The sequence below is a fragment of the Actinophytocola oryzae genome (genome assembly GCF_004364325.1).
GTDB classification, from domain to species: Bacteria; Actinomycetota; Actinomycetes; order Mycobacteriales; family Pseudonocardiaceae; genus Actinophytocola; species Actinophytocola oryzae.
Genome location: NZ_SOCP01000007.1, coordinates 123,327 through 138,461 on the forward strand (window position 1 = coordinate 123,327; position 15,135 = coordinate 138,461).

Below are 15,135 nucleotides of genomic sequence, written 5' to 3' on the forward strand. Positions count from 1 at the left end.
CGGCCAGGAGGGCCCATGCGACTACCCACCCGTTTCGGCTGTTTCACCTCCCCGCTGCACCGGCCGGGGACCGACCCCCACCTCCTGCTGAAGGAGGACCTGCGGCTCGCGGAGGTGCTCGACGAGCTCGGCTTCGACGAGTTCTGGGTAGGGGAGCACCATTCGGGCGGCTGGGCGACCCTGAGCAGCCCGGAGCTGTTCATCGCCGCCGCCGCGCAGCGGACCCGCCGGATCAGGTTCGCCACCGGCGTGCTCGGGATGCCCTACCACCACCCGTTCCTCGTCGCCGAGCGCGCGTTGCTGCTCGACCACCTGACCGACGGCCGGTTCATCCTCGGCGCGGGATCCGGTGCCTACCAGGCGGACATGCACATCCTCGGCATCGACCCGGCCACCGCGCGCGACCGGCTGTCGTCGGCGCTGGAGACCATCCAGCCACTGCTGGCAGGCGAGGAGGTCACGGCCCGGACCGACTGGTTCGAGATGAACGAGGCCCGCGTCCAGATCCGGCCGGTGGGCGCGCCGATCGAGATGGTGGTGGCCAGTGCGGCGACGCCGTTCAGCATGCGGCTGGCAGGCAGGCTCGGCATCAACGCCATGTCGCACGTCGCCCCGCCGTGGGGCGCGATCCGGGCAGGCCAGGACATCGGCGTCGACCGGCTGCCAGGACAGTGGCAGCACCTCGAGGAGGCCGCCGGGGGAGTCCGCGACCGGGGCGAGTGGCGCCTGGTCGTGCCCGTGCACGTCACCGACTCCCTGACACAGGGCAGGAACGAGCTGCTCGACGGTTGGGCCCATCAGCGGGTCGACCTCTACCGGAACACCCTCGGCGTGCCCATCCCCACCTCGGACACCGCGCAGGAGAAGGCGTTCGACTACACGGTCGAGCAGGGCGGGATCATCACGGGGTCGCCGGAGGACTGCGTCAGTGCGATCACCGCGCTCGCCGAGCGGGTGGACGGGTTCGGCGGACTGCTGCTGTCCTACCAGGACTGGGCACCCGCGCCGGAACGACTGCGCAGCCTGGAGTTGTTCGCCAGGCAGGTGATGCCGCGGCTCAGGGGACAGCTCGCCGGGGTGGCGGAGTCACAGCGCTGGGTGGGCGAGCGGCGGGAGGGGTTCGTCAAGTCGAACGCGGGCGGGCGGACCGCGCAGATGACGGCGGCGGCGACCGGCGCGGGCTCCGATGGCTGAGATGCCGACCGGCTGGCGCCGGTACGTCGGGGTCGGCATCGGGCGGAGCACGTGGCTGCTCACCGCCTGCCAGACGTTCTACTTCATGGGCATCACCGTCGACCTCACGCTCACCGGCATCGTCGGTCTCTCGCTGGCCCCCACCCCGGCGCTGGCCACCCTGCCCCTGGCGGCGATCACCATCGCGGGCTCGCTCTGCGCGTTCTTCGCCGGGTTCCTCACCCAGCGGATCGGCTACGTGCCCGTGATGGTGCTCGGGGCACTGGTGGCGATCACCGGCTCCGGGCTGTCCGTGATGGCCGTCGTGACGGGCTCGTTCCCGCTGCTGTGCTGCGGCACCGCGATGGTCGGCGTCTACCGCGCAACCGGTGGCTACATCCGTTACATGGCAGCGGACCAGGCGCCCCCGGGGCAACGGGAGCGAGCGCTGAGCTTCATCCTCTACGGCGGGCTGGCCGCCGCGTTCGTCGGGCCGTTCGTGGCGACCACGACCTCGAACCTCTTCGGTGCGCAGTACGCCGGGGCGTACCTGATGGTCGGTCTCTACGCCATGCTGAACATCCCGCTGCTGCTGGCGGTCCGCGCGAACGGGGTCAAGGCGACCAACCAGCCGGAGAAGCTGACGCCGGTCCCGCTGTCCGACGTGCGCGGGACACGACGGTTCATCACCGGACTGGTCGCCCTGCTGTGCGCGGGGTCGATGATGACCATGATCATGGCCGTCGGTCCGATCGGCAACCAGCACGCCGGTCACTCCGCGAGCGCCGGTGCCGTGATCATCCAGTGGCACCTCGTCGGCATGTTCGCCCCCTCCATCGTCAGCGGCGTCATCCTGGCCAGGATCGGGCCGGTCCGCACGGCGCAGATCGGTGCCGTGCTGTTCCTGGCCGCGGCCCTCTGCGGCGTGTCCGGGACCTGGTTCGTCAACTTCCTGCTGGCGCTGACGTTCAACGGGATCGCGTGGAACTTCCTCTACCTGGCGGGCACGACGTTGCTCGTGCGGTGCTATCCGCGTGGCCGGGGCGGGCGGGTACAGGCCATGGCCGAGGGAGTGGGCTCGGTGACCGGGGTGACGTCGTCGCTGTCGGCCAGCACGGTCTTCTACCTCCTCGGCTGGCAGGGCACGAACGTCCCGGTGCTGACGATCTCCGTGGTGCTGCTGGTCGTCATGACACTCGCCGCCCGCCGTCCGGCGGACGAGTTCGCCGCGGTCGCCGAGGAGGAACCGGCGCCGCGACCGGCGCAGCAGACCGTGGAAGCCGATCACTGAGGGCATGGGGGAGTCGTGGCCAGTCTGTCGTCAGGCCAGGAGCGGATGTGGCTGCTACAGCAGGTGAACCCGGGCAGCTGCGCCTACAACGCACGCGTCGCGCTGAGGTTCGGCCGCGGTGTGGACCGCGTGGCGCTGGAGACCTGTCTCGCCGTGCTCGTGGCGCGGCACGCGGTGCTGCGGTCGGTCTTCGGCGTCGACGAGGACGGCGGTCCGTACGCGGCCGAGGTGTCCGGGTTCTCGGTTCCGGTGCACTGGCGGGAGTCCGGTGAGGACTGGCGCACCGCCGCGGCGCCGTTCTGCGAGATCCCCTTCGACCTGTCCTCGGCGCCGCCGGTGCGCGCCCTGGTGCTCGCCCTCCCGGACGGCTCCGCCGTGCTGTGCATGGTGTTCCACCACATCGTGATGGACGGTCGCTCCTTCGAAGTCCTGCGCGGCGAACTGTCCACACTGTACGACTCCGCGTGCCGTGGGGAACCGGTCGAGCTGCCGGAACCGACCTCGACGTATGCGGACTACGTGTCGTGGCAACGGGGGGACGCCGACCCGGCGACGACCCGGACCCGGCTCGACTTCTGGCGCACCGAGCTGGACGGCGCGCGACTGCTCGACCTGCCGCTCGACCTCCCGCGAACCGCCGAGCCGGGCACGGCGGGTGCCGTCAGCGAGTTCGCCCTGTCGGCCCGCATGACGGCCGAACTGCGGGCCATCGCCCTGCGCTGGCGCTGCACGCTCTCGGGTGCGGTGGCAGGACTCCTCCAGGCGACCCTCGCCCTCTACGCGGGGCAGGAGGACATCACCATCGGGACAGTCCTCAGTGGCCGGCAGCGCCCCGGGTTCGAGGATGTCATCGGGCTGTTCGTCAACACGGTGGTGCTGCGGGGCCGGGTGTCGCCGTCGGCGTCGTTCCGGGAGCTGCTGCGTGGTGCCAACGCGGCCATGGGCCGGGCGAACGCCCACCAGGACGTGCAGTTCGACCGGGTCGTGGCGGAGCTGCGGCCCGGCAGGCAGACCAGCCGCAACCCGTTCTTCGAGGTGCTCTACATCTACCAGGGCGAGCACACCACGGACGCGGACGGGGGACTGGCCCGCCTGCCGTGGCTCGACGACGTCCCCCGGTTCGACCTCGAACTGCGTGCCGAGGTCGTCGACGACCGGCTGACGGGCGCGTTCATCTACCGCTCGGACCTGTTCCGGCCGAGTACGGTCGAGCGGCTCGGTGAGCTGTTCGTGCGCCTCACCGAGTGCCTGGTGCGCGAGCCCGACGGCAGGCTCGCCGGTGCCGTCCTGCTCGACGAGGCACCGCCCCGGGAGGTCCTGGCGCCTGCCGGGATCCCGCTCGGCACCCTGCTCACTCGCCAGGCCGCCCGCACGCCGGACGCCGTCGCCGTGTCGTGCGGCGCGGTCCAGCTCAGCTACGCGGAGCTGGACGCCCGGTCGAACCGGCTCGCCGCCCTGCTGTGCTCCCGGGGCCGGCCGGAGGTCGTCGACATCGTCCTCGATCGCGGCCCGGACCTGGTCGTCGCGATGCTCGGCATCGTCAAGGCAGGCGCCGCCTACCGGTGGCTCACCACCGAGGACCGCCCCACGAGCGCGATCGTCCTGACCGACGGCCCGCGACCGTCCGACGTGGACCCCGGCTCGGTGGTCCTCATGTCCTCGGTCGACGGGTTCCCGAGCGACCCGGTCGTGGTCCCGGCCGTACCGGTGGCGGCCGTCCACGGTTCGGTACTCCTGTCCCACGACGCGATCGCCGACAGTGCGACCTCCCGCGAGCTGGGGCGACTGGCGAAGCCGAGGACGCTGCTGCACTCCGCGCCCGCCGACCGCGCGAGCGTGCTCGAGGTCTGGTCGGCCCTGCTGAACGGTGGACGGGTCGTCGTCGCCCCGCCCGGGCCGCTGACCCCCGAGGTGCTGGGGCGGCTCACCGGCGAACGGAAGCCGAGCAGGCTCTGGCTTCGGCCCGAGACCTTCCGCGGCGTCGTCGAGGAAGACCCGAGATGTCTCACCGGCATCGCGGAGGTGTGGACCGGGCACCTGGAACCGTCGCCGGTCGGCCGGGCGCTCCGCCGGTGCCCCGGTACCGAGATCGTGGTCGCCCATGCCTGCGCGGCCACGGCAGGCTTCGTCGCGGCCCACCGGTTCACCTCCCGGCCGGATCCCGCCGCCGACCTCCCGATCGGCAGGCCGTGGCACCGGTGCTACGTCGTGGGACCGGGGATGACGCTGCTCCCGCCGGGGATTCCCGGCGAGCTGTACGTCGCCGGGGCCGGCCTCGCCATCGGTCACCGGGACCGGCCGGGCCTGACGGCACAGCGGTTCGTGGCCGATCCGTGGGGACCGCCGGGCACCCGGATGTACCGCACCGGCGACCTCGCGCGCCTGCTGCCCGACGGGGAGCTGGAACTCCTCGGGACAGCCACCGGCCGGACCCGGATCGCGGGGGTGCGGGTGGACCTCGGCGACGTCGAACGGCTTCTCGGCAGGCATCCCGACCTCGACGACGTGGTCGTCGCGCCGCAGGACCAGGACGGCGGCGGGCAGCGACTCGTCTGCTTCGTGACCGGCTCGGCCGGGACCGCGCCGGACCCCGCCGAACTCCGGCGCTTCGCGACGAGGCGACTGCCCGCCCACCTCGTGCCCTCGGTCTTCGTCGTGCTCGACGCACTGCCGCGTGACGTCGCGGGCGAGGTGGTGCGAGCCGACCTGCCCTTCCCGGGCACCGCCGCAGGCTCGCACGGCCGGCCGCCCCGCGACCTGCGCGAGGAGGTGTTGTGCGCGTTGTTCGCCGACATCCTGGCCGTGCCCACGGTGAGCGTCGACGACGACTTCTTCGCACTGGGCGGCCACTCCCTGCTGGTCGCCCAGCTGGTCGGCCGGATCCGCACCGAGCTGTCGGCCGAGCTGGGCATCCGGGCGGTGTTCGAGCACCCCACCGTCGCGCGGCTGGCCACCATGCTCCAGGACGCCGCCGTACCACGCGAACCGCTGGTGTCCCGGCTGAGGCCGCACCGGCCCGCCCTGTCGTTCCCGCAACGCAGGCTCTGGTTCCTGTTCCAGAGCCAGGGACCGGACCCGACCTACAACATGCCCATCGCGTCGCGGCTCCTCGGTGCGCTCGACCGCACCGCGCTGACCCGCGCGCTCGGCGACGTCGTGCGGCGGCACGAGAGCCTGCGCACGATCTTCCCCGCCACCGCCGGAGTTCCCCACCAGCAGGTCGTGGACGCCGAGATCGTCCCTACGCACGTGCGGGTCGCGGAACAGGACGTGCAGCGGGCGCTGGACGAGGCCGCGCTGCACCCCTTCGACCTCACCGACGAGATCCCGGTCAGGGCGTGGCTGTTCGAGTCCGGCCAGGAGGACCACACGCTGCTGGTGCTGATCCACCACATCGCGTGCGACGGCGCCTCGATCGCGCCGTTCACCCGTGACCTCGCCGAGGCGTACCGGGCGCGCGTCGCAGGGCACGAGCCCCGCTTCGCCCCGCTGCCGGTCCAGTACCACGACTACAGCCGCTGGCAGCTCGACTTGCTCGGCGACGTGAAGGATCCGCGAAGCCTCGCGGGACGCCAGGGCGAGTACTGGAAGACCCAGCTCGCCGGCCTGCCAGCCGAGGTGACGCCCCTGGGGGACCGGCCGAGGCGGGCCAGGGCGGGCATGGCAGGCGCGCGGATCCCGCTGGAGATCGGCCCCGAGCTGCACGCCCGGCTGCGTGAGGTGGGCCTGCGCTGCCACGTCAGCCTCAACATGGTCCTGCAGGCCGGGATCGCCGTGCTGATGAACAAGCTCGGGTGCGGCGAGGACATCCCGATCGGCGGCGTCGTGGCCGGGCGTACCGACGAGGCCACCGCCAGCCTGGTCGGCTTCCTGGTCAACACCGTCGTGCTCCGCCACGACCTGAGCGGCGGACCGACGTTCACGCGGCTGCTGACCAGGGTCCGGGAGGTGAACCTGGCGGCCCACGAGAACCAGGACCTCGACTTCGAGCAGGTCGTCGAGCTGGCCGCACCGGTCAGGACCCTGGGGCTGCACCCGCTGTTCCAGGTCATGATGGCCTTCCAGAGCCACGACGAGGGCGCGCTGACCCTCGCGGGCCTGACGGCGCAACGGCGGACCGCCGACGTGCGGACCGCCAAGTTCGACCTCGGGTTCACGTTCACCGAGCGGCCGGACACCGGCGGGGTGGCGGGAGTCCTCGACTACGCCGAGGACCTGTTCGACCGCGACACCGTCGAGACCATGGCGCTGCGGCTGTCGCGCCTGCTCGCCGACCTCAGTGCCGACCCGGACCGGTCGATCGACGCCGTCTCCGTGCTGGGACGGCAGGAGCTTGCTCGGATCGCGGCCTGGAACGCCACGGAACACCACGTACCCGACGTGACCCTCACCGAGCTGCTGGAGCGCCGCATGAGCGCCGACCCGGACGCGGAGGCGGTGGTGTTCGGCGGCGAGCGGCTCACCTACGCCGAGCTGGACCGGCGTTCCGCGCGGCTCGCGACCGCGCTCCGGGCACGGGGCGCCTGCCAGGAGGAGATCGTCGCGGTGTCGCTCCCCCGGTCGGTCGAGCTGGTGGTCGCGCTGGTCGGGGTGCTCCGCTCCGGCGCGGCCTACCTGCCGCTGGAGCCGGGGCTGCCCGACGGCAGGCGGGCGGCGATGCTCACCGACGCGAAGCCCGTGCTGGTCCTCGACACCGGGTCGTACGCGGAGCTGATGTCCGCCGAGGACGGTCGGTTCGCCGCCGCCGACCTGCGGCCGGGCAACCCGGCGTACCTCATCTTCACGTCCGGCACCACGGGCCGTCCCAAGGGCGTGCTGGTCGACCACCGGGCCATCGTCAACCGCCTGTCGTGGATGTCGCACAAGTTCGGCCTGCGCGCCGACGACCGCGTGCTGCAGAAGACGCCCGCGGGTTTCGACGTGTCGGTGTGGGAGTTCTTCTGGCCGCTCGTGGAGGGCGCCACGGTCGTGGTGGCGGCCCCCGACGGGCACCGCGATCCGCACTACCTGGCCACCACCATGCGCACCGAACGGATCACGACCGTCCACTTCGTACCCTCCATGCTCCGTGCGTTCGTCGCGGAGCTGCCCGCCGAGTACCCGCCGCGACACCTCCGCCGCGTGATCTGCAGCGGCGAGGCGCTCACCCCGGACCTCGTGCGGGACTACCGCAGGCTGCTGGCGACCCCGCTGTACAACCTCTACGGGCCGACGGAGGCGGCGGTGGACGTGACGAGCTGGGACTGCGTCGACGACGACACGGCGGTCACGGTGCCGATCGGCGGCCCGGTGTGGAACACGCGGCTGCGTGTCCTCGACGCGCGGCTGGCGCCGGTGCCGGTCCGGGTCCCCGGCGAGCTCTACCTCGCCGGGGTGCAGCTCGCCCGTGGCTACCACCGCAACCCGGGCCTGAGCGCCGAGCGGTTCGTCGCGGACCCGTTCGGACCGCCCGGCGCGCGGATGTACCGGACCGGCGACCGGGTCCGGTGGACGGCGGACGGGCACCTGCAGTATCTGGGCCGGGGCGACGACCAGGTGAAGGTGCGCGGCGTCCGGATCGAGCTGGACGAGATCAGCGCCGCACTGGCCACCCACCCGGCCGTGGAGCGTGCGGCGGCGTCGGTGTACCGACCGGAGTCCGGGGACGAGCGGATCGTCGCGTACGTGGTGCCCGACGGCACGGCGGCGCCCGGCGTCCGCACGCTCGCCTCGGCGGACGCCGGCGGTGCGCTGGGCGGCATGCCGAGGCACCCGCTGCCCAACGGACGGCTGGTGCTCGGCCGCAACAACGCCGAGATCGACTTCCTGTACCAGGAGATCTTCGAACGCCAGGAGTACCTGCGGCACGGCGTGACGGTGCCCGCCGGGGCGGTCGTGGTCGACGTCGGCGCACACGTCGGCATGTTCAGCCTGTTCGCCGCCACCCGGGCGCCGGAGGTGACGGTGTACGCGTTCGAGCCGATTCCGGAGCTGTACCGCGAGCTGACCCTCAACACCGCCCTGAACGAGGTGACCGCGCACACCTTCGCCTGCGGGCTGTCCGACCACGCGGGCACGGCGGAGTTCGTCTACTACCCGCAGTTCTCCATGCTGTCCGGGCAGTTCGACGACGTCGACGAGGCAGGGGCGCTGGCAGGCAGCCAGATCAGGCGGCTCACCGACGGCCTCGAGGACCTGCCCAACCTCACCGGCGCACTGGAGGTCCTGGTGTCCCAACGACTCCAGGAACGCCAGGACATCACCTGTGAGCTCCGCACCCTGTCGTCGGTCATCGACGAGCACGGCATCGAGCGCGTCGACCTGCTGAAGGTCGACGCGGAAAAGAGCGAGCTGGAGGTGCTGCTCGGGATCCGCGACGAGCACTGGCCGCGCATCCACCAGGTCGTCGTCGAGGTGCACGACAGCGGCGACCGGCTGGCGCGGGTGCTCGCGATCCTGTCCGGGCACGGCCTGACCACCGTGACGGAGACCGCGGGCATGCTCGCCGACAGCGGGCTGGTGAACGTCTTCGCGGTCCGCCCCGGCTCGGTCACGCGGCCCGCCGTCCCTCCGGAGGACGAGCGGCTGTTCGACCCGGACCGGCTCACCGCCGCACTGCGTGCCAGGGCCGAGGACCTGCTCATCCCGGCCATGGTGCCCACCGACTACCTGTACCTGGACACGTTGCCCATCTCGCGCAACGGCAAGCTCGACCGCGGCCTGCTGCCCGCACCCGGCCGAAGGGCGACGTCGTCCGGCAGGGCCCCGACCAACCCGCAGGAGGCGAGGTTGGCCGAGCTCGTCGCCCGCACCCTCGGGGTGGACAAGGTCGGTGTCGACGCGAACTTCTTCGAGCTGGGCGGGCACTCGCTGCTCGCGGCCCGGCTCGTCGGCCTCGTCAAGGAGTCACTCGGCGTCGAGCTGGGCGTCGGCGCGGTCTTCCAGGCCCCCACCGTCGCCGAGCTGAGCGACCTGATCGGGCACGGCGGCGCCGGTGAGGCGCTCGACGTGCTGCTGCCCATCAGAACCGGCGGTGACGGGCAGGCGATCTTCTTCCTGCACCCGGGAATCGGCCTCGGCTGGTGCTACTTCGGCTTCGGGCGGTACCTGCGCGGCCAGTCGCTCTACGCGATCCAGTCCAGGGCGGTGACCGGTCTGGACAACATGGCGGCGACCATCCCCGAGATGGCGGCGGACTACCTGGCGCAGGTGCGTGCCGTCCAGCCCTCGGGACCGTACCGGTTCGTCGGCTGGTCGTTCGGCGGCAACATCGCCCACGCGATGGCCACCACGGTCGAGGCCCAGGGCGAGGAGGTCGAGCTGCTCGCGATGCTGGACGCGTACCCCTACGCCGGCACCCCGCCCGCCATCGCCAACCCGGTGGTGGCCGAGGTGAACCCCCTCCACCTCGCGCTGGTGCGGCAGTGTTTCCCGGAGATGGCGGCGGCGGACACCATCGACGAGGAACGGCTGCGGCTGCTGGCGGGCATCCTCACCAGGCACCAGTGGATGGCCAGCCACTACGAGCCTGGCGTGCACCGGGGCGACATCCTCCACTTCCAGGCCGACGGGCACCCCGACGAGTGGCGGCTCAACCCGAACGCCTGGCGGGACTTCACCTCCGGTGGGGTGCGCACCTACCCGATGGGGGTCAGCCACTTCGACCTGCTGACCGCGGACTCGCTGACCCGGATCGCCTCGGGCATCGAGGCCGAGCTGAAGCGGCCGGTATGACGTTCGTCAGGCTGTTCGAGGCGCAGGTGGCACGCACCCCGGACCTGGTCGCCGTGGAGTGCCGGGGCGAGTCGCTCACCTACCGGCAGCTGAATCGGCGGGCCAACGGGCTCGCCCACCACCTGGTCGAGGTCGGTGTGCGTGCCGAGACGGTGGTCGGGCTGGTGCTGCCGCGTTCCGCCGAGCTGGTCGTCGCGGCGCTGGCGGTGATGAAGGCGGGTGGGACGTACCTGCCGATCGACCGGGAGCACCCCCGGGACCGAATCTCCCACATCCTCGGCGACGCGGCCCCCTCGGTCGTGGTCACCACCAGCGACTCGCGGCTTCGCCTCGAGGCCGTCGAACGGGTGCACCTCGACGAGCTGACCGGGCTGAGCGGCGACGACCTGCCCGTCGAGCCGGCCCCCGACGCCGCCGCGTACGTGATGTACACGTCGGGCTCGACCGGCAGGCCCAAGGGCGTCGCCGTACCGCACCGCGCGCTGGAGAACTTCCTGCTCGGCATGCGGGACGAGCTGGGCATCGGGGTCGGCGACCGGCTGCTGGCCGTCACGACCGTGGCGTTCGACATCTCCGGGCTGGAGCTGTACCTCCCGCTGATCACCGGGGCGGCGGTCGTGGTGGCGGGGGAGGAGCAGCCGCGGGATCCCGACGAGCTGGCCCGGCTGGTCGTGGACCGCGGCGTCACCGTGCTCCAGGCGACGCCCGCGCTGTGGCAGATGGTCCTCGACGGCGAGCGGGACGCGGCGTTCCGGGACGTGCTGGTCCTGGTGGGTGGCGAGGCACTGCCGTCCACGCTCGCGGACGTGCTGAAGGTGACGTCGGCCCGCGTGGTCAACCTGTACGGGCCGACCGAGACCACGATCTGGTCCACGAGGGAGTGGCTGGGGGAGGCCACCGATCCGTCGGCCATCGGCCACGCGATCCGCAACACCCGCCTGCACGTGCTCGACGGGCGCCTGTCCACCGTGCGGGACGGGACCGAGGGCGAGCTCTACATCGCCGGGGACGGCGTGGCCAGGGGGTACGTCGGACAGCCCGCGCTCACCGCGGGCCGGTTCGTGGCCGACCCTTTCGGGCCGCCCGGTTCACGCATGTACCGAACCGGTGACCTCGTGCGCCGTGCACCCGACGGGGCGCTGCACTTCCTCGGTCGCACGGACCACCAGGTCAAGATCCGCGGGTTCCGCATCGAGCTGGGCGAGGTCGAGTCGGTGCTCGCGGCGGTGCCGTCGGTCGCGCGGGCGGTGGTGGTCGCCAGGCGGCTCACGGACAGCGACGCCAGGCTCGTCGCCTACGTGACCGCGAACCCCGGCGAGGAACTGCCCACCGCCCGGCAGCTGACCCGGTACTGCCAGCGGCGGCTGCCTGCCTACATGGTCCCGTCGGCGTTCGTGGCGGTCGCGAGCTTCCCGTTGACCGCCAACGGCAAGCTCGACCGCGCCGCCCTCCCGGAACCGACCTGGGGAGCCGAGGCGACCGGAAGACTGCCACGAACCGCGGGGGAGACAGCCCTGTGCCGCCTGTTCGCGGAGCTGCTCCACGTGGACTTCGTGAGCGTCGCCGACGACTTCTTCGACAGGGGCGGGCATTCCCTGCTCGGGGCGCAGCTGCTCGGCAGGCTCCGCGCCGAGTTCGGCCTGACGCTGTCGATGGCCGACCTGTTCCGCGACCCGACGGTCGCGGCCCTCGCCGCACGGCTGCCGGTGGTCGGCGACGACACGCTCGACCCCGCGAGGATCGAGGCGACGCTGAAGGAACACGAGCTGGTGGCCGACGCCGTCGTCACGGCCGGTGTCGAGGCGCACGTCGTCCCGGTGCCCGGCTACGCGGCCCGGCTCGACACAGCTCGTCACCGGCTCGACGAATGGCGCGAGATCCACGAGACCCACTACGCGGGCGCGGCGTCGGCGGACCTGGACGAGGACTTCTCCATCTGGCGGAGCAGCTACGACGGCAGCCCTATCCCCGTCGAGGAGATGCGGGAGTGGCGGGACGCGACGGTGGGCCGGATCCGCGCCATGCGACCGCGCCGGGTGCTCGAGATCGGCGTCGGCAACGGCCTGCTGCTGTCGCGGCTGGCCGACGAGACCGAGGTCTACTGGGGCACGGACCTGTCCGCGGAGGTCATCCGCCGGCTGGCCGCCGACGTGGCCCGCCACCCCGGCAGAGGGGACAGGGTCACGCTGCTCGACCGCTCCGCCGACGACTTCACCGGCATCCCGGCGGGCTTCTTCGACCTCGTCGTGCTCAACTCGGTCGTGCAGTACTTCCCGTCAGCGCGGTACTGCCTGGAGGTGTTCGGCAAGGCTGCCGGCGCGCTGACGAGAACAGGCGCGCTCTTCGTCGGCGACGTCCGCAACCTGGGGCTCCTGGAGTGCTTCCACGCCGGGGTGGCAGCCGCCCGGTCCATCCCGGTCGAACAGAGCCTCGCGCTCGAACGGGAGCTGCTCGTCGATCCCGCCTTCTTCGCCGCCTACACGCGGTCGGACGACGCCTTCCACTCGGCGACGATCCGACTCAAGCCGGGTGCCGCGCGCAACGAGCTGACCCGCTACCGCTACGACGTCGTGTTGACGAAGGAACCGCGTCCCGACACGCCCGACGTTCCGGTGGCCGAATGGGGCACGGACTTCGCCGACGCGACAGATCTGCTGCGGTGGGCGAGGAACCGCGCCGCGTGCCGCTTCCTGGCCTCCGGGATTCCCAACACCCGCCTCGCACCGGACCTGGCCGCCCGCTACCCGGACAGGCCCGCCGTGGCCGGACTCGACCCGCAACAGCTGGTGGACGCCGGGACCGCGGCCGGTTACCGCGTCCGCGTCCGGTGGTCCCGTGACGCGGAGAAGTTCGACGCCTACTGGGCAACCGGCCCGGCCACCGTGCCCGGCGACGCGCCTGCTCCAGGGGCTGCCGAGGACGACCTGTCCGGGTACTTCAACGATCCCGTGGCCGACGGGCACGCCGGCGCCCTCGGCGAGGTGCTGCGGCGACACCTCGCCGCGGCAGGCGTCGGGCTACCGCACAGCCTGACCGTCGCGGGCTCGACCGCCGACCAGTGACAGGGGGCCGGGTCACGACAGCGGACCGGCAGGAACAGGACGACTCGGAAGGGTGCCCCGACCAGGAATACAGACTGTGCACTGATCATCCGTTCGTCGTACGGGAGCGCTTCCGTGCACCTTGAGTTCGCCGTACTCGGAGCGCTGGCGACCCGGAGATGTCGGTACGGCACTCGATCTCACTGTCCTATGCGAACCTGCCGGAGGCGGCGCGCACCTTGTTCAGACTGCTCGGATGGCTGTCGTCGCGGCGGTTCTCCACGCGGACGGTCGCGACGCTCGCCGGCACGACACCCGCCGCGACGGGCGGCCTGCTGGAGAAACTGGCCGGCGCCGGCCTACTCCAACGCAGACCGGGCGGGCTCTACGAGCTGCACTCCCTGTTCCAGGAGTTCGCGGTGGAGGCGGACGACGAGGACTGAGCCGTGCCACGGGGAAGTCGTTCGACCGCTGCTGTGTCACGGTTGAACACTCCTCGGACGCAGGTCGGTCCAGTGCTCGTCGACGTAGTCGATGCACGCCTGACGGGTGTCGTCGCCGTGCACGACGGTCCACCCCGCCGGAACCTCGGCGAACGTCGGCCACAGCGAATGCTGGTTCTCGTGGTTCACCAGCACGAAGTAGCGCTCGTCGTCGTCTTCGAAGGGGTTTGTCACAACTTGCTCCTGACTTCTGCGGGGGAGGTCACGCACGCCGAAGGTTGCCACGGGTGAACCTACCGGCATTCCCGGCGGTTCCGGTCGTGGCGGCGGTCAGGCGGTGTGGTGCTCACGCTGCTCCAGCTGCTCGGCGAAGTCGCGCCACACCTGTGCCTGCACGCGGGCGAGCACCGCGATCAGGCTCGTGCAGTGCAAGGGGGCGTTGCGGATCACGCCGGCATCCTGAGGCGTGGCCAGGTGGGTGTCGAGCCAGCGGAGCAGATCCCGCCCGGCGTCGGAGAAACGCAGCGACGGGTCCTTCTTCAGGTTCTGCAGGATCGAACCGGTGTCACTGTCGACGACCACCGGCGTCGAGCCTCCCCGGCGCGGCGTCTGGTCTTCCGGCGCCCGGTCTTCCTGTGCCTTCCTGCCGCGGGCGGGCACGGGATCCTCACCCCGCCGCAACCGGGCGCGGACATCGTGCGCGGTGGCCATGGACACGCCCGCCGCGCCGGCGATCTCCCGTATCGACGCGTCAGGACGTGCCCGGATCACCTGTGCCGCCCGCGTGCGCCCCTCGGCGATGTCCAGTGGCCGCACCTTGCCGTCCCGGCCGATCCGGCCGGCGGGGTCCGACGTCCGGTCGGGGGCGACACGGCCGCGGATGGCGGCGACGGTCTTCGCGGACAGCCCGGTGCACGCGGCGATCGACCGATCGGACCACTGTGGACACACGGCCGTGATCCGCTCGGCCGCCGCCTTGCGGTCCCGCAGGGACAGCGGCAGTCCGTTGCGGACGTTGCACTCGACGGCGAGCGCGAAGGTGAGCTCCTCGCTCTCGTCGCTGAACTGCACCTCGATCGTGTCGTCGCCACGCAGCTCCGCGGCACGCAGCCGGTGCATCCCGTCGATCACCCGCATGGTCGACCGGTGCACGACGATGGGCGGCAGGGGCTCCTCGACCTCGGCCAGTGCGCGAACGTGGTCGAGGTCCTCACCGCCGAGCCGGGGCGAGTCGGCGGCGTGCAGGCCGGCGATCCGCACCCGCACCGAGGTGGTCCGGTCGATCGAGGCCAGCAGGTTCGCCTGTTCTCGCGGCAGGGCAGGGCGAGTGGTCATCTCGGACCCGCGGCGGGCTGCGGTGCGGGTCTGCGCGTGTCCATCCGGGACCAGTCCTCGATGAGCATCTCGTTGCCCTCCAGCTGCGCGGGTGACCTCGTTCATCCCGCGGTCAGTCTTGCCGACAGCGGATAACAGG

The 15,135-nt window shown here is 72.0% G+C and carries 7 protein-coding genes; 5 read left to right on the forward strand and 2 right to left on the reverse strand.

The genetic code is table 11. The features are described 5' to 3' along the window. The first annotated feature begins 15 nt into the window (after positions 1-15). The 5 genes from CLV71_RS20615 (at position 16) to CLV71_RS20635 (ending at position 13,661) form a co-directional block, all read left to right on the forward strand. Entirely contained in the window at positions 16-1,194 is a 1,179-nt protein-coding gene (locus CLV71_RS20615) for an LLM class flavin-dependent oxidoreductase (RefSeq protein WP_133904461.1), read from the forward strand. Beyond that, on the forward strand, positions 1,187-2,464 hold the full coding sequence (locus CLV71_RS20620) for an MFS transporter (protein ID WP_133904462.1): 1,278 nt from the start codon (positions 1,187-1,189) through the stop codon (positions 2,462-2,464). The genes CLV71_RS20615 and CLV71_RS20620 overlap by 8 nt, the downstream gene beginning before the upstream one ends. A 15-nt stretch (positions 2,465-2,479) precedes the next feature. Then, the gene (locus CLV71_RS20625; protein WP_133904463.1) at positions 2,480-10,177 is read left to right on the forward strand and encodes a non-ribosomal peptide synthetase; all 7,698 of its coding nucleotides are present in this window, start codon (positions 2,480-2,482) and stop codon (positions 10,175-10,177) included. Then, the gene (locus CLV71_RS20630) at positions 10,174-13,239 is read left to right on the forward strand and encodes a non-ribosomal peptide synthetase (RefSeq protein ID WP_133904464.1); all 3,066 of its coding nucleotides are present in this window, start codon (positions 10,174-10,176) and stop codon (positions 13,237-13,239) included. Before CLV71_RS20625 ends, CLV71_RS20630 begins: the two co-directional genes overlap by 4 nt. Positions 13,240-13,397: 158 nt before the next feature. Next, complete coding sequence (locus CLV71_RS20635; RefSeq protein WP_133904465.1) at positions 13,398-13,661, forward strand: hypothetical protein; 264 nt, start codon at positions 13,398-13,400, stop codon at positions 13,659-13,661. A gap of 36 nt (positions 13,662-13,697) precedes the next feature. Here the strand turns inward: CLV71_RS20635 and CLV71_RS20640 are convergent, their stop codons facing one another. Both CLV71_RS20640 and CLV71_RS20645 read right to left on the reverse strand, forming a co-directional pair. Next, a complete protein-coding gene (locus CLV71_RS20640) occupies positions 13,698-13,895 on the reverse strand; it encodes an MbtH family protein (protein ID WP_243866610.1) in 198 nt (65 codons plus the stop codon). A gap of 96 nt (positions 13,896-13,991) precedes the next feature. Then, positions 13,992-14,996, reverse strand: coding sequence for a ParB/RepB/Spo0J family partition protein (locus tag CLV71_RS20645; RefSeq protein WP_133904467.1), 1,005 nt, complete (start codon positions 14,994-14,996; stop codon positions 13,992-13,994). Positions 14,997-15,135: the final 139 nt, after the last annotated feature.